Annotated in this window: 12 protein-coding genes, 1 tRNA gene and 1 pseudogene; all 14 read right to left on the bottom strand. The window is 63.4% G+C overall.

Going from position 1 to position 16,605, the window contains the following annotated elements; genetic code table 11:
• On the bottom strand, nucleotides 1-206 hold a 206-nt coding region (locus M2421_RS20895; RefSeq protein WP_259210327.1), incomplete at its 3' end, for a GTP-binding protein.
• A 53-nt stretch (nucleotides 207-259) separates the two neighbouring features.
• Nucleotides 260-2,401, bottom strand: coding sequence for an elongation factor G (fusA, locus tag M2421_RS20890; RefSeq protein ID WP_259210325.1), 2,142 nt, complete (start codon nucleotides 2,399-2,401; stop codon nucleotides 260-262).
• 135 nt (nucleotides 2,402-2,536) lie between these two features.
• Entirely contained in the window at nucleotides 2,537-3,004 is a 468-nt protein-coding gene (gene rpsG / locus M2421_RS20885) for a 30S ribosomal protein S7 (protein ID WP_017356009.1), read from the bottom strand.
• Nucleotides 3,005-3,016: 12 nt separating this feature from the next.
• The gene (gene rpsL / locus M2421_RS20880) at nucleotides 3,017-3,391 is read right to left on the bottom strand and encodes a 30S ribosomal protein S12 (RefSeq protein WP_017356008.1); all 375 of its coding nucleotides are present in this window, start codon (nucleotides 3,389-3,391) and stop codon (nucleotides 3,017-3,019) included.
• A gap of 373 nt (nucleotides 3,392-3,764) precedes the next feature.
• On the bottom strand, nucleotides 3,765-8,003 hold the full coding sequence (gene rpoC / locus M2421_RS20875) for a DNA-directed RNA polymerase subunit beta' (protein ID WP_259210321.1): 4,239 nt from the start codon (nucleotides 8,001-8,003) through the stop codon (nucleotides 3,765-3,767).
• Nucleotides 8,004-8,092: 89 nt separating this feature from the next.
• Nucleotides 8,093-12,247 carry a DNA-directed RNA polymerase subunit beta gene (gene rpoB, locus M2421_RS20870; protein WP_259210319.1) on the bottom strand — a complete coding sequence of 1,385 codons (4,155 nt, stop codon included), beginning with the start codon at nucleotides 12,245-12,247 and terminating at the stop codon, nucleotides 8,093-8,095.
• Between the two features lie 345 nt (nucleotides 12,248-12,592).
• Nucleotides 12,593-12,958: a 50S ribosomal protein L7/L12 gene (rplL, locus tag M2421_RS20865; protein WP_259210318.1), complete on the bottom strand. Its 366-nt coding sequence runs from the start codon at nucleotides 12,956-12,958 to the stop codon at nucleotides 12,593-12,595.
• A 62-nt stretch (nucleotides 12,959-13,020) separates the two neighbouring features.
• A complete protein-coding gene (gene rplJ / locus M2421_RS20860; RefSeq protein WP_259210316.1) occupies nucleotides 13,021-13,554 on the bottom strand; it encodes a 50S ribosomal protein L10 in 534 nt (177 codons plus the stop codon).
• A gap of 387 nt (nucleotides 13,555-13,941) precedes the next feature.
• Nucleotides 13,942-14,640 carry a 50S ribosomal protein L1 gene (gene rplA / locus M2421_RS20855; RefSeq protein WP_017356003.1) on the bottom strand — a complete coding sequence of 233 codons (699 nt, stop codon included), beginning with the start codon at nucleotides 14,638-14,640 and terminating at the stop codon, nucleotides 13,942-13,944.
• Nucleotides 14,641-14,644: 4 nt separating this feature from the next.
• A complete protein-coding gene (rplK, locus tag M2421_RS20850; RefSeq protein ID WP_259210315.1) occupies nucleotides 14,645-15,073 on the bottom strand; it encodes a 50S ribosomal protein L11 in 429 nt (142 codons plus the stop codon).
• Between the two features lie 234 nt (nucleotides 15,074-15,307).
• Entirely contained in the window at nucleotides 15,308-15,868 is a 561-nt protein-coding gene (nusG, locus tag M2421_RS20845) for a transcription termination/antitermination protein NusG (RefSeq protein ID WP_259210314.1), read from the bottom strand.
• A gap of 10 nt (nucleotides 15,869-15,878) precedes the next feature.
• Nucleotides 15,879-16,286, bottom strand: coding sequence for a preprotein translocase subunit SecE (secE, locus tag M2421_RS20840; RefSeq protein ID WP_259210312.1), 408 nt, complete (start codon nucleotides 16,284-16,286; stop codon nucleotides 15,879-15,881).
• A gap of 49 nt (nucleotides 16,287-16,335) precedes the next feature.
• Nucleotides 16,336-16,411, bottom strand: a tRNA-Trp gene (locus M2421_RS20835).
• Between the two features lie 100 nt (nucleotides 16,412-16,511).
• Nucleotides 16,512-16,605, bottom strand: a pseudogene (locus M2421_RS20830) (elongation factor Tu); the annotation flags it as partial.

Below are 16,605 nucleotides of genomic sequence, written 5' to 3'. Positions count from 1 at the left end.
TCGACGTGCGCGGTCGAGATCGTGATGCCACGGGCCTTTTCTTCCGGCGCGGCGTCGATCGCGGAGTAATCCTTGAACTCGCCACCGAAGCGCTCGGCACCGATCTTGGTCAGTGCGGCGGTCAGCGTGGTCTTGCCGTGATCGACGTGACCGATGGTGCCGACGTTGACGTGCGGCTTGGTGCGCTCGAACTTACCCTTTGCCATTGTTGTATACCTTGGATATCAGAAAAGAAGGAGGTGGAGTCCCGAGCTTACGCTCAGGACTTCTTGATCACGGTTTCAGCGATGTTCGACGGAGCCGGCTCGTAATGGTCGAATTCCATCGTGAACGTCGCGCGACCCTGGGTCTGCGAACGCAGCGAGGTGGCGTAGCCGAACATTTCGCCCAGCGGAATCATCGCGTTGATGATTTCAGCCGAACCGTCACCGGTCACGCTCGAACCCTGCAGCATGCCGCGACGACGGCTCACGTCGCCCATCACGTCACCCTGATAGTCGCTCGGGGTCACGATCTCGACCTTCATGATCGGCTCCAGCAGGACCGGCTTGGCCTTCTGGAAGCCCTGCTTGAAGGCCATCGAGGACGCCAGCTTGAACGCCATTTCCGAGGAGTCGACGTCGTGGTACGAGCCGAACACCAGCTTGACCTTGACGTCCACGACCGGGAAGCCCGCCAGCGGACCGCTGGTGATGGTTTCGCGCAGGCCCTTTTCGATCGACGGAATGAATTCCTTCGGAATCACGCCACCGGTGATGTCGTTGATGAACAGGAAGTCGTCCTTGATCAGCGGCGCGATCTTCGGGTCGGCACGATCGGCATCGGTGATCGGCGACAGTTCGATCACGACGTGACCGTACTGACCCTTACCACCGGACTGCTTGGCGTGCTTGTAGTCCGACTTCACGTCCGACATCTGGATCGTTTCGCGGTACGCAACCTGCGGCTTGCCGACGTTGGCTTCAACGTTGAACTCGCGCTTCATGCGATCCACGATGATGTCCAGGTGCAGCTCGCCCATGCCCGAGATGATGGTCTGGCCGGATTCTTCGTCGGTCTTGACGCGGAACGACGGATCTTCCTGGGCCAGACGGCCGAGGGCCAGACCCATCTTTTCCTGGTCGGACTTGGTCTTCGGTTCGACGGCCATCGAGATGACCGGCTCCGGGAACACCATGCGCTCCAGGATGATCGGGTGGTCCTGCGAGCACAGGGTGTCACCGGTGGTCGTGTCCTTCAGGCCCACGGCCGCGGCGATGTCACCGGCCAGCACTTCCTTGATTTCTTCACGATCGTTGGAGTGCATCTGCAGGATGCGGCCGATGCGCTCCTTCTTGCCCTTCACCGAGTTCAGCAGCTGGTCGCCGGCATTCAGCGTGCCCGAGTAGACACGGAAGAAGGTCAGCGCGCCCACGAACGGGTCGGTGATGATCTTGAAGGCCAGCGCCGAGAACGGCGCCTTGTCGTCGGACTTGCGGCTCAGGGCGATGGTTTCATCGTCCACGTCGGTACCGGTCACGTCCGGCACGTCGATCGGCGACGGCAGCAGCTGCACCACGCCGTCCAGCATGGCCTGCACGCCCTTGTTCTTGAACGCCGAACCGCAGTACATCGGCACGATGTCGGTGGCCAGGGTGCGCACGCGCAGGGCTTCGACGATCTCGGCCTCGGTCAGCTCTTCGCCGCCCAGGTACTTTTCCATCAGCTCTTCGCTGGCTTCAGCCGCGGCTTCGATCATGTAGGTGCGGGCCTCTTCGGCCTCCGCCTGCATGTCGGCCGGGATTTCCAGGTACTCGAACTTCATGCCCTGCGAGGCTTCATCCCAATGGATGGCCTTCATCTTGATCAGGTCGACGACGCCCTTGAAGCCTTCTTCAGCGCCGATCGGCAGCTGCATCGGCACGGCGACGGCGCCCAGCTTGGCCTTCAGCTGGCCAACGACCTTGGTGAAGTTCGCGCCGGTGCGGTCCATCTTGTTGACGAAGGCAATGCGCGGCACCTTGTACCGGTTGGCTTGGCGCCACACGGTTTCCGACTGCGGCTGGACGCCACCGACGGCGCACAGCACGAAGACGGCACCGTCGAGCACGCGCAGCGAACGCTCGACTTCGATGGTGAAGTCGACGTGCCCGGGGGTGTCGATGATGTTGAAGCGGTGCTCCGGCAGGGACTTGTCCATGCCCTTCCAGAACGCGGTGGTGGCAGCGGACTGGATCGTGATGCCACGCTCCTGCTCCTGCTCCATCCAGTCCATGGTGGCAGCGCCGTCGTGCACTTCACCGATCTTGTGGCTCTTGCCGGTGTAGAACAGGATGCGCTCGGACGTGGTGGTCTTGCCGGCATCGATGTGAGCCATGATGCCGAAGTTGCGGTAACGCTCGATGGGAGTGTTGCGGGCCACGGGAGCCTCTCGATTTCTTGGAATTCGGATGGCCGAACGCCGCCTTTCGGCGGCCTTCGGATTGGCGCGGCACCCCAGGTGCCGCGAGGCGGCACTAAGTCGTGCCGCCGCGCCTGTTTTGCAAGGCCGTCAAACTCACCAGCGGTAGTGGGCGAATGCCTTGTTGGCTTCGGCCATGCGGTGGGTTTCTTCGCGCTTCTTGATCGCGCCGCCACGGTTTTCCGAGGCGTCCAGCAGTTCTGCAGCCAGCTTCTTCGGCATGGTGTTTTCACCACGCTTACGCGCCGAGTCGATCAGCCAACGCATGGCCAGGGCCATCTTGCGCGACGAACGCACTTCGACGGGCACCTGGTAGGTGGCACCACCGACGCGGCGGGACTTGACTTCGACCGACGGAGCCACGTTGTCCAGAGCCTTCTGCACCAGCTCGACGGAGTTCGGGTTCTTTTCGCCGATCACGTCCATGGCACCGTAGACGATCTTTTCAGCGACCGACTTCTTGCCGCTCAGCATCACCATGTTGATGAAACGAGCGATGGTTTCACTTCCGTGCTTCGGATCCGGCAGGACAGAGCGCTGCGGCGTATTACCTTTACGAGACATGTGTACTTTCCCTTAGCTCTTCGGACGCTTGGCGCCGTACTTGGAACGGCCCTGGCGACGCTTGGCAACGCCGGAGGCGTCCAGCGAGCCACGCACGGTGTGGTAACGCACACCCGGCAGATCCTTGACGCGACCGCCACGGATCAGGACCACGGAGTGTTCCTGCAGGTTGTGGCCTTCGCCGCCGATGTAGCTAATCACTTCTTCCTGGTTGGTCAGGCGAACCTTGGCAACCTTGCGAAGCGCCGAGTTCGGCTTCTTCGGAGTGGTGGTGTACACGCGCGTGCAGACGCCACGGCGCTGGGGGCACTTATCGAGGGCCGGGGAGGCACTCTTATAAGTGGTTGCCTGCCGCGGCTTGCGGACAAGCTGATTGATCGTCGCCATCAGTATGTTCTTCTGAGAGAGGCCAATGAAAAAACTGGCCATTGAATGCGGAAATGTGCGAGCAGGCGAGAAACCGGCCTGCTGAGACAGACGATTGTAGCAACCTGGCGAAAACGCAGTCAAATGCGCACGCGCCAAGCCAGCCCTGATCCCGGGCCGTTACAGGGGAGCCTTCTCCATGCCCCCCGTTCAGGTTGTCAAGCCGGTCCTTTGCAAGACCGGCCGGCATCCTACCTCATCGGCAGGCGTCCGACCAGTGGCCGACGCTGCTGATTCATCGGTCCGACCGCTGGCCGGACCCGGTGCGGGGCGGGCGCCGACCGGCGTCGGTGCCCTGCCCTGCCGCCGACCCGGCCGGAGCCGGGCCCGCGTATTACTCGTCGCTGCCCGGAGCCTGTTCAGCTTCGGTCGACTCGACCACGGCCGCCGGCGCTTCGACCACGACCGGCGCACTGCCGGACAGGGTCTGCATTTCCGAATCGGTCAGGCCCGACGCGTTGCGGCGACGGTTGGCGTGGTAAGCCAGGCCGGTACCGGCCGGGATCAGACGGCCGACGATGACGTTTTCCTTCAGACCGCGCAGGTTGTCCGAGGTGCCGCGAACGGCCGCTTCGGTCAGCACGCGGGTGGTCTCCTGGAACGACGCCGCCGAGATGAACGACTCGGTGGCCAACGAGGCCTTGGTGATGCCCAGCAGGACCGGATCGAAACGGGCGATGAGCTCGTTGCGGCTGGTCAGGCGTGCATTTTCCTCGATGACGCGCTGGCGCTCGGCCTGCTCGCCATTCAGGAACTTGCTGCTGCCCTGGTCGGTGATCTCGACCTTGCGCAGCATCTGGCGGGTGATCACTTCAATGTGCTTGTCGTTGATCTTCACGCCCTGCAGGCGGTACACGTCCTGGATTTCCTTGACCAGATAGGCCGCCAGCGGCTCGACACCCAGCAGACGCAGGATGTCCTGCGGGCTCGGCTCGCCGTCCACGATGGTTTCGCCCTTGGTCACGTGCTCGCCTTCGAACACGATCACCTGGCGGTACTTCGGGATCAGCTCTTCGTGCTCGGAACCATCGGTGTCCTTGATGATCAGGCGCTGCTTGCCCTTGGTGTCCTTGCCGAAGCTGATGATGCCCGAACGCTCGGCCAGGATCGCCGGATCCTTCGGCTTGCGCGCTTCGAACAGATCGGCCACGCGCGGCAGACCACCGGTGATGTCACGGGTCTTGGACGCTTCCTGCGGGATCTTGGCGACCACGTCGCCCACGCCGACGGCGGCGCCGTCCTGCAGGTTGACGATGGAACGCGGCGGCAGCAGGTACTGGGCCGGCAGATCGGTGTTCGGGATGGTCAGGTCATTGCCCTTGGCATCCACGATACGCACGATCGGACGCAGGTCCTTGGCCTGCGAACCACGACGCTTCGGGTCGGTGATTTCACGCGACGCCAGGCCGGTCAGTTCGTCGGTCTTCTCGATGACGGTGACGCCGTCGATGAAGTCGATGAAGCGGATGAAACCCGCCACTTCCGACACGATCGGGTGGTTATGCGGATCCCAGTTGGCCACGGTCTGGCCAGCCTTGACCGCATCGCCGTCCTTGGACGTGATGGTCGCACCGTACGGCAGCTTGTAACGCTCACGCTCACGGCCGTGGGCATCGAGCACCGACATTTCGCCCGAACGCGAGACCGCCACCAGCGAACCGCTGGCGTGCTCGACCGACTTCAGGTTGTTGAACTTCACCGAACCGGTGGTCTTGACGGTGATGTTGTCCACCGCAGCCGCACGCGATGCCGCACCACCGATGTGGAACGTACGCATGGTCAGCTGGGTACCCGGCTCACCGATCGACTGCGCGGCGATGACGCCGACCGCTTCACCGATGTTGACGATGTGGCCACGGGCCAGATCGCGGCCGTAGCAGTGGGCGCAGACGCCGAAGGGCGAGGCGCAGGAGATGGTCGAACGGACCTTCACCGACTGCACGCTGGCGTCTTCAAGCTTGGCCACCCACGCTTCGTCCAGCAGCGTGTTGCGGGTCACGATCGGATCTTCGTCATTGCCCGGCAGGAACACGTCCTCGGCAACCACGCGACCCAGCACGCGCTCCTTCAACGGCTCCACGACGTCGCCGCCTTCCACGATCGGGGTCATGGTCAGGCCTTCGGTGGTACCGCAATCCACCTCGGTGATGACCACGTCCTGCGCCACGTCCACCAGACGACGGGTCAGGTAACCCGAGTTGGCGGTCTTCAGCGCGGTATCGGCCAGACCCTTACGGGCACCGTGGGTGGAGTTGAAGTACTCCTGCACGTTCAGGCCTTCACGGAAGTTCGCCTTGATGGGCGTTTCGATGATCGAGCCATCCGGTCGCGCCATCAGGCCACGCATACCGGCCAGCTGGCGGATCTGCGCCTGGCTGCCTCGTGCACCGGAGTCGGCCATGATGTACAGGGAGTTCATCGACTTCTGGTCGATGGTCTCGCCCTTGGCATTGACGACCTTCTCGGTACCGATGGTGTCCATCATCGCCTTGGCGATGCGTTCATTGGTACGCGACCAGATGTCGACCACCTTGTTGTAGCGCTCACCGGCGGTGACCAGGCCCGACTGGTACTGCTCCTGGATTTCCAGCACCTCGGCTTCGGCCTCGGTGAGGATGCCCTTCTTCTCGTCCGGGATCAGCATGTCGTCGATGCCGATCGACACGCCGGCGCGGGTTGCGTAGGCGAAGCCGGTGTACATCAGCTTGTCGGCGAACACGACCGTGTCCTTCAAGCCCAGCTGGCGGTAGCTGGAGTTGATCAGGCGGCTGATGTTCTTCTTGGTCAGCTCGGTGTTGGCCAGCGCGAACGGCAGGCCTTCCGGCAGGATTTCAGCCAGCAGGGCGCGACCGATCGTGGTGTCCACGATCGAGGTCTTGTTCTGCTTGTTGCCGTCTTCGTCGGTCACCACCTCGGTGATGCGGACCTTGACGCGCGCGTGCAGTTCCACCACGCGGTTGTCGTAGGCGCGCTTGACTTCGGCGATGTTGGCGAAGGCCATGCCCTCGCCCTTCTTGTTTTCCAGCGAGCGGGTCATGTAGTACAGACCCAGCACCACGTCCTGCGACGGCACGATGATCGGCTCGCCGTTGGCCGGCGACAGGATGTTGTTGGTGGACATCATCAGCGCACGCGCTTCCAGCTGGGCTTCCAGCGAGAGCGGCACGTGGACGGCCATCTGGTCACCGTCGAAGTCGGCGTTGAACGCGGTGCAGACCAGCGGGTGCAGCTGGATGGCCTTGCCTTCGATCAGGACCGGCTCGAACGCCTGGATGCCCAGACGGTGCAGGGTCGGCGCACGGTTCAGCATGACCGGGTGTTCGCGGATGACCTCTTCCAGGATGTCCCAGACTTCGGCTTCTTCGCGCTCGACCAGCTTCTTGGCGGCCTTGATGGTGGTGGCCAGGCCACGACGCTGCAGCTTGGCGAAGACGAACGGCTTGAACAGCTCGAGCGCCATCTTCTTCGGCAGGCCGCACTGGTGCAGGCGCAGGTACGGACCGACCACGATGACCGAACGGCCCGAGTAGTCGACGCGCTTGCCCAGCAGGTTCTGGCGGAAGCGGCCCTGCTTGCCCTTGATCATGTCGGCCAGCGACTTCAGCGGGCGCTTGTTGGTACCGGTGATGGCACGGCCGCGACGGCCGTTGTCCAGCAGCGCATCGACCGATTCCTGCAGCATGCGCTTTTCATTGCGCACGATGATGTCCGGAGCGTTCAGCTCGAGCAGGCGGCGCAGGCGGTTGTTGCGGTTGATGACGCGGCGGTACAGGTCGTTCAGGTCGGAGGTCGCGAAGCGGCCGCCGTCCAGCGGGACCAGCGGACGCAGGTCCGGCGGCAGCACCGGCAGCACGGTCATGACCATCCACTCCGGACGGTTGCCCGACTCGAGGAAGGCCTCGACCAGCTTGATGCGCTTGGTCAGTCGCTTGAGCTTGGTTTCCGAACCGGTGCTGGCGATTTCTTCGCGCAGGCGGGTCATTTCCGACTGCAGGTCGATGGTGCGCAGCAGTTCGTACACGGCCTCGGCGCCCATGGCGGCGTCGAAGTCGTCGCCGTGCTCCTGGCGCGCCTGCAGGTACTGTTCTTCGGTCAGCAGCTGGCGGCGCTCCAGGGCGGTCAGGCCCGGCTCGGTCACCACGTACGCTTCGAAGTACAGCACGCGCTCGATGTCACGCAGGGTCATGTCCAGCATCAGGCCGATGCGCGACGGCAGCGACTTGAGGAACCAGATGTGCGCGACCGGCGAGGCCAGGTCGATGTGGCCCATGCGCTCGCGGCGCACCTTGGCCAGGGTGACTTCGGTGCCGCACTTTTCGCAGACCACGCCGCGGTGCTTCATGCGCTTGTACTTGCCGCACAGGCACTCGTAGTCCTTGACCGGCCCGAAGATGGCGGCGCAGAACAGGCCGTCACGCTCCGGCTTGAAGGTACGGTAGTTGATGGTTTCCGGCTTCTTCACTTCGCCGAAGGACCACGAACGGATCAGGTCCGGCGAGGCCAGCGCGATCTTGATCGCGTCGAAGTCCAGCGTCTGGCGCTGCTGGTTGAAGAGGTTCAGCAAGTCTTTCATGGTGTTTCTCCGAAAGGAGGAAATCTTGTCGATGGGGCTGTCGAGTCACTTCCGGCGGCGCGGCTGCCGGGGCAGCCGCGCCTGCACGATCAGTTGTCTTCCAGTTCCATGTTGATGGCCAGCGAGCGGATTTCCTTCACGAGAACGTTGAAGGATTCCGGCATGCCCGCGACCATCTCGTGCTCACCGTCGACGATGTTCTTGTACATCTGGTTGCGGCCCTGCACGTCATCGGACTTCACCGTCAGCATTTCCTGCAGGGTGTACGCCGCGCCGTAGGCTTCCAGCGCCCAGACTTCCATTTCACCGAAGCGCTGGCCGCCGAACTGCGCCTTGCCGCCCAGCGGCTGCTGGGTAACGAGCGAGTACGGGCCGGTCGAACGGGCGTGCATCTTGTCGTCGACCAGGTGGTTCAGCTTCAGGTAGTGCATGTAGCCGACGGTGGTGTGGCGATCGAATGCCTCACCGGTGCGGCCGTCATACAGCTGGGTCTGGCCGCTCAGCGGCAGGTCGGCCAGGGCAAGCATGTGCTTGATCTCGGCTTCGGTGGCACCGTCGAACACCGGGGTGGCCATCGGCACGCCGTCGGTCAGGTTGCCGGCCAGGCGCAGCAGCTCCTCGTCGCTGAACTGGGTCAGGTCGACGTGGTTGGCGTGCTGGGTCTTGTCGTGGTTGTAGACATCGTCCAGGAACTTGCGCAGGTCGTTGATCGCGGCCTGGGCTTCCAGCATGCCCTGGATCTTGCGACCCAGGCCCTTGGCGGCCCAGCCCAGGTGCACTTCCAGGATCTGGCCGATGTTCATACGCGACGGCACGCCCAGCGGGTTCAGCACGATGTCCACGGTCTCGCCCGAGGCCATGTACGGCATGTCCTCGACCGGCACCACGTTGGAGACCACACCCTTGTTGCCGTGGCGGCCTGCCATCTTGTCGCCCGGCTGGATGCGACGCTTCACGGCCAGGAACACCTTGACCATCTTCAGCACGCCCGGGGCGAGGTCGTCACCGGCGGTGATCTTGCCGCGCTTGTCGGCGAAGCGACGCTCGAATTCCTTCTCGTGCGCCTGGATCTGCTTCTGGGCGCGTTCGATGGCTTCGGCGGCGTCGTCGTCCTTCATGCGCAGCACGAACCAGTCGGCCTTCTTCAGGCCGTCCAGGTAGGCGTCGGTGACGCTGTCGCCCTTCTTCAGGCCGGCACCACCGTTGACCACCTTGCCCACGATCTGCGAACGCAGACGGGCGTAGATGGCCGCTTCCAGGATGCGGAACTGGTCGTCGAAGTCCTTCTTGACGCGCTTGATCTCGTTTTCCTCGATCTGGCGCGCACGCTTGTCCTTCTCGATGCCGTCGCGGGTGAAGACCTGCACGTCGATGACGGTGCCGTCCATGCCCGGCGGCACGCGCAGCGAGCTGTCCTTCACGTCCGAGGCCTTCTCGCCGAAGATCGCGCGCAGCAGCTTCTCTTCCGGGGTCAGCTGGCTTTCGCCCTTCGGGGTGACCTTGCCGACCATGATGTCGCCGGCGCGCACTTCGGCACCGATGTACACCACGCCGCTCTCGTCCAGGCGGTTCAGGGCCTGCTCGGAGACGTTCGGGATATCGGCGGAGATTTCCTCCGGCCCCAGCTTGGTGTCACGCGCGACGCAGGTCAGCTCTTCGATGTGGATCGTGGTGTAACGATCCTCTTCCACCACGCGCTCGGAAAGCAGGATGGAGTCTTCGAAGTTGTAGCCGTTCCACGGCATGAAGGCGATCAGCATGTTCTGGCCCAGGGCCAGTTCGCCGATGTCGGTGGACGGACCGTCGGCCAGCACGTCGCCACGCGCCACCACGTTGCCCACTTCGACCAGCGGACGCTGGTTGATGCAGGTGTTCTGGTTGGAGCGGGTGTACTTGATCAGGTTGTAGATGTCCACGCCGGCGTCGGTCGCGTCGGTGATCTCGGCCTCGTTGACCTTGACCACGATGCGGCCGGCGTCGATCTGCACGATCTCGCCGCCACGACGGGCGTTCACGGTCACACCCGAGTCACGGGCCACGGCGCGTTCGATGCCGGTACCCACCAGCGGCTTCTGCGCACGCAGGGTCGGCACGGCCTGGCGTTGCATGTTGGCGCCCATCAGTGCACGGTTGGCGTCATCGTGCTCCAGGAACGGGACGAGCGCGGCAGCGATCGACACGGTCTGCATCGGCGAGACGTCCATGAAGTGGACTTCGGCCGGCGGCTTGAGCAGCGACTCACCCTGGAAACGGCACGGCACGAACTGCTCGGTGAGCATGCTCTTGGCATCGGTCAGGGCGTTGGCCTGGGCGATGACGTACTCGTTTTCTTCGATGGCCGACAGGAACTCGATCTCGTCGGACACCTTGCCGTCGGCGACCTTGCGGTACGGGGTCTCGAGGAAACCGTACTGGTTGGTGCGGGCGTACACGGCCAGCGAGTTGATCAGGCCGATGTTCGGGCCTTCCGGAGTTTCGATGGTGCAGACGCGGCCGTAATGGGTCGGGTGCACGTCGCGCACTTCGAAGCCGGCGCGCTCACGGGTCAGGCCGCCCGGGCCCAGGGCCGAGACGCGACGCTTGTGGGTCACTTCCGACAGCGGGTTGTTCTGATCCATGAACTGCGACAGCTGCGAGGAGCCGAAGAACTCCTTGATGGCTGCGGCGACCGGCTTGGCGTTGATCAGCTCCTGCGGGGTCAGGCCTTCGGATTCGGCCATCGACAGGCGCTCCTTGACCGCGCGCTCGACGCGGACCAGGCCCACGCGGAACACGTTCTCGGCCATTTCACCGACCGAACGCACGCGACGGTTGCCCAGGTGGTCGATGTCATCGACGACGCCACGGCCGTTGCGGATCTCGGTCAGGACCTTGATCACGTCCAGGATGTCGGAGCTGTCGGCGTGCTCGGCGACCAGGCGCTTGGACTCTTCGTCGTTGCGCTCACCGAAGTACTTGCGGTCGTACAGCACGGCTTCGCCGGTGACTTCCTTGCGGCCGACACGGCGATTGAACTTCATGCGGCCGACCGTGGACAGGTCGTAGCGCTCGAAGGTGAAGAACAGGTTGTGGAACAGGTTCTGCGCGGCATCCTTGGTCGGCGGCTCGCCCGGACGCATCATGCGATAGATCTCGACCAGGGCTTCCAGCTGGGTCTTGGTCGGATCGATGCGCAGGGTGTTGGACAGGTACGGGCCACGATCCAGGTCGTTCACCCACAGGGTGCCCACGGCGTCGACGCCGGCCTTGCGGAACGCCTGCAGCTGTTCGTCGGTGATTTCATCGTTGGCCTGGGCCAGCAGTTCACCGGTGTTGGCGTCCACCACGTCGTGCGACAGGATGCGGCCGACGATGTAGTCGTCCGGCACGGCCAGGGCGGCGATGCCCGAGGCTTCCAGCTGCTTGACGTGGCGCGCGGTGATGCGCTTGCCGGCTTCGACGATGACCTTGTCGCCGTCGGCCAGGTCGAAGTTCAGGGTCTCGCCGCGCAGGCGCTCGGCCACCAGTTCGAGCTGCACACCTTCATCGGGGTTGATGTGGAAGGTGTTGATCTCGAAGAACTCGGCCAGCATTTCTTCGTTGCTGTACCCCAGCGCACGCAGCAGGATCGACACCGGCAGCTTGCGGCGACGGTCGATACGGGTGAACAGGGCGTCCTTCGGGTCGAACTCGAAGTCCAGCCAGGAGCCGCGGTACGGGATGATGCGGGCGCTGTACAGCAGCTTGCCCGAGCTGTGGGTCTTGCCACGGTCGTGGTCGAAGAACACGCCCGGCGAACGGTGCAGCTGCGACACGATGACGCGCTCGGTACCGTTCACGATGAAGGTGCCGTTGTCGGTCATCAGCGGGATTTCGCCGAGGTAGACCTCCTGCTCCTTCACGTACTTGATGGCCTTGGTCGACGACTCGCGGTCGTAGATCACCAGGCGCACGGTCACGCGCAGCGGCGCGCCGTAGCTCATGCCACGCTGGCGGCACTCGCGCTCGTCGAACACCGGTTCGCCCAGCTTGTAGCCGACGTATTCCAGCGCGGCGTTGCCGCTGTAGCTGGCGATCGGGAAGACCGACTTCAGGGCGGCGTGCAGGCCCAGATCGCGGCGCTTGGCCGGATCGATGTTTTCCTGCAGGAATTCACGGTAGGAATCCACCTGGATGGCGAGCAGGAAAGGCACTTCGAGGATCGAGCGCTGCTTGCCGAAATCCTTGCGGATACGCTTCTTTTCGGTGAACGAATATGACGTCATGGGGTCTCACCTTGGCTGTGCGGGCCGCCGTACAGGCGCGGCCCGAAGGGAACATGAAAATTGTCAGTTGGAAGTCGCTGGTATTGCCGGCACCAGCACGCCTTCTCCCGCTACTTCCAACTGCCAACTCGCCGGCCTGGGGCCGGAAAGGTCAGCCGACCAACGGTCGGCTCTACTGCAGCCGACCAACGGTCGGCTCTACACAGCCGACCAACGGTCGGCTCTACAGCAGCCGACTCACGGTCGGCTCTACCGGTCGTTGTCGCAACAACGACCAAAGGCCGGGGGCTTACGCCCCCAGCCTTGGCTGCATCGCCGTGATTCGATGGCGAGGCAAGGAACTGCTTACTTGACTTCGACAGTCGCGCCAGCAGCTTCCAGGTCCTTCTTGAACTTGGCAGCGTCGTCCTTCGAAGCGGCTTCCTTGATCATGCCGCCGGCTTCTGCCAGGTCCTTGGCTTCCTTCAGGCCCAGGCCGGTGATGGCGCGGACAGCCTTAATCACTTCGACCTTCTTGTCGCCAGCCGACTTCAGGATGACGTCGAATTCGGTCTGCTCTTCAACGACGGCAGCCGGGCCAGCCACAGCGGCGGCGACCGGAGCAGCGGCGGAGACGCCGAACTTCTCTTCGATGGCCTTGACCAGCTCCATCACTTCCATCAGGGACTTCTCGGCGATTGCGTCGACGATCTGTTCGTTGGTAAGGGACATTTTGATTACCTTTGGATAATTTTCTGGGTTGAGGTTCCGTCAGGAACCACGGAAACGTCGACTCAGGCGGTTTCGGCGACCGGCTCGGCAGCGTCAGCGGTTTCACCGCCACCCTGCTTGTCGGCCACGGCCTTGACGGCACGGGCGAACATCGTGACCGGCTCGGACAGGACGCGGGCCAGCATGGCCAGGGCCTGATCACGGGTCGGCAGCGAGGCCAGCACGTCGACATGGCCAGCCGGGAACAGTTCCCCGCCGATGGCCACGACCTTTGCCTGCAGCTTGTCGTTGGTCTTGGCAAAATCCTTGATCAGGCGACCGGCTGCGCCGGGCTCCTCGAGCGAGAACGCGTACAGCAGCGGACCGACGAGCGCGTCTTTGGCGCATTCGTACTCGGTACCTTCCACTGCACGTGCCGCCAGCGTGTTCTTGACAACTTTCAAGAAAACGCCGGTTTCGCGTGCCTGCTTGCGCATCGCGGTCATCTGGGAGACCGTGGTGCCAGCGTATTCGGCTGCGATCAAGGAGTGAGCCTTGGCGGCGACTTCTGCCAGCTCCGCGACTACTTCTTGCTTCTGGGACAGATTGAGAGCCATTGCACTCCTCCAATTGAACTCCGCTTACGGCTCCTGCCGCGCGCGGTCCTGGGCGGTATCCATCCTGGACGCCGGGAACATCAGGTGATGTTCCAAGGGTGGGCCGTTCTAGACCTGGATGGCCAACCTGGGTAAACCCAGACGTGCGTAAACCAGAAAAACTCCAGAAGGGCACCATCTACGCAGGGTGATTCCCGGGGGAATCGATTAAGCGGTCGGTACTGCGCCGGCGGCGACTCCTTGCCAAAGCGAGCATCCCTGCCCGTCGCCGGTACGTACTGACCGCGCCTGCGGTCTTTGACGGCTATCGTCGCGGGGCGGACCCCACTCGGATTGCCTTCAAATATCGCGGGTACCGGACCTGGGCCCGGGACCCGCTTGAAACGATTACTTCAGGGTCAGCGACGACTGGTCGACGGTGACGCCCGGGCCCATCGTCGAGCTGACCGAAACCTTCTGCAGGTAGGTGCCCTTCGAGGTGGCCGGCTTGGCCTTGATCAGGTCCATCAGCAGCGCCTGCAGGTTCGACTTCAGCGCGTCTTCGGCGAAGTCGGCCTTGCCGATGGTGCAATGGATGATGCCGGCCTTGTCGGTGCGGTAACGCACCTGACCCGACTTGGCATTCTTGACGGCTTCGCCCGGGTTGGCCGAGACGGTGCCGACCTTCGGGTTCGGCATCAGGCCGCGCGGGCCGAGCACGGTGCCCAGCTTACCCACGACGCGCATGGCGTCCGGGGTGGCGATGACGACGTCGTAGTTCAGATCGCCGGCCTGCATCTTCTCGGCCAGGTCGTCCATGCCGACGGCTTCGGCGCCAGCGGCCAGGGCTTCGTCAGCCTTGGCACCGGCCGGGGCGAAGACGGCAACGCGCACGCTCTTGCCGGTACCGGCCGGCAGCACGGTGGAACCGCGCACCTGCTGGTCGGACTTCTTGGCGTCCACGCCCAGGCGCACAGCGACGTCGAAGGACTCGACGAACTTGGCCTTGGTAGCGGTCTTCAGGATCTTGATGGCGTCCTCGAAGGCATATGCCTTACCCGGGACGACGGCGGCCTTGATGGCCTTCTCACGCTTGGTCTGTGCCATCTTCTTAACCCTCCACCACGAGGCCCATGGAACGGGCAGAACCGGCAATCGTGCGCACCGCGGCGTCCAGGTCGGCGGCCGTCAGGTCGGCTTCCTTGGTCTTGGCGATTTCTTCCAGCTGCTTACGGGTCACCTTGCCCACCTTGTCGGTGTTCGGGCGCTTGGAGCCCGAGGAGATGCCTGCAGCCTTCTTGAGCAGCACGGCGGCCGGGGTGCTCTTGGTGATGAAGGTGAACGTACGGTCCGAGTAGGCCGTGATGATGACCGGGACCGGCAGGCCCGGCTCATGCTTCTGCGTGGCGGCATTGAAGGCCTTGCAGAATTCCATGATGTTCAGGCCGCGCTGACCCAGCGCAGGACCGACCGGCGGCGAGGGGTTGGCCTGACCGGCCTTCACCTGCAGCTTGATGTAACCGACAACTTTCTTTGCCATGTGAGTACTCTCCGGGTGCTAGCGCCTTGCGACAACAGGCTCCCCATCGGACCGGGAATCACGCGTCCCGGCATCGCGTTTTGAATTCACGCAGAAGGCCACCTTGCGGCGGCCCTTGCTTTTTGCCAGCTTCCTGGCAGGAAGCCGCGCACTATATCAGGTTTTTTCTTCACATGCCTGTACAGGCATATCGGTCGGACCGCGGGGCATGCCCCGGCGGTCCGGGCAGGCGCATCAGGCCTGCTTTTCGACCTGGCCGAACTCGAGTTCGACCGGGGTGGCACGACCGAAGATCAGCACCGAGACGCGCAGACGGCTCTTCTCGTAGTTGACTTCTTCGACCACGCCATTGAAGTCGTTGAACGGGCCTTCGGTGACGCGGACCATCTGGCCCGGCTCGAACAGGACCTTCGGACGCGGCTTTTCGACGCCTTCCTGAACGCGATCGAGGATGGCAGCAGCCTCTTCGTCACGGATCGGCAACGGACGGTCGGCGGTGCCGCCGATGAAGCCCATCACCTTGGAGGTGTCCTTCACAAGGTGCCAGCTTTCGTTGTCGATACGCGGAATGCCGTTTTCTTCGTGGGTCTCGATCTGGACCAGCACGTAACCCGGGAAGAACTTGCGCTCGGAACGGCGCTTCTGGCCGGAACGCATTTCGACCACTTCCTCGGTCGGGACCAGGACATCACCGAAGCGCTCCTGCATCTCGTCACGCACGATGCGATCGCGCAGAGCCTGCGCAACCGACTTTTCGAAGCCCGAATAGGCGTGAACGACGTACCAACGCTTCACTGGTTTCTCCTTATCGACCCAGGAACCACTGGGTCGCTTTCTGAATCAGGAAATCAAATCCGCCCAGCAGCAGGCTGAGGATGATCACAACCACGATCACCACCCAGGTCATGCGGATGGCTTCCTGGCGGGTCGGCCAGACAACCTTGCGCAGTTCGAAACGCGATTCGGAAAGGAACTCACGCGTGTCGCGACCTTTGCCGGTCATCAGGAACACGCCAACGCCGGCCACCAGGCCAACGACAACGGCCAGACCGCGAAGCGGACCGGCCCATGCACTCTGGGACGCATGCTCAGGGGTGCCGAACCAGTACCAAGCAAAAAGACCCGCCAGCACCAGAAGAGTTGCGGCGGCGTACTTGACGATGTCACCTCCGGTAGAGGTGTTGTCCTTGGAATGCTCGATCTTGCTGTTCATCCGGCTCTGGCTGCTGAGGCGGCATGGCATGGCCGCTGGAAGGGAGAAGTGGCACGCCAGGAGGGACTCGAACCCCCAACCTGCGGTTTTGGAGACCGCTGCTCTGCCAATTGAGCTACTGGCGTACTGAAAAACTGCCTTCCCTTAGACGGCGAAGGCGGACCGAGGTTCCCGGCCCGCCATTCGCGAGACCGGCGGAGCTATGCAACCGCCGGTTTGACGAAATTACGCGATGATCTTGGAGACCACGCCGGCGCCGACGGTACGGCCGCCTTCGCGGATGGCGAAGCGCAGGCCTTCGTCCATGGCGACCGGGTTG

The sequence above is a fragment of the Stenotrophomonas sp. BIGb0135 genome, from assembly GCF_024810105.1.
Lineage (GTDB): Bacteria > Pseudomonadota > Gammaproteobacteria > Xanthomonadales > Xanthomonadaceae > Stenotrophomonas > Stenotrophomonas maltophilia_AB.
The sequence above is the reverse complement of the archived record's forward strand: the minus strand, read 5'-3'. Positions and strand labels throughout refer to the sequence as shown.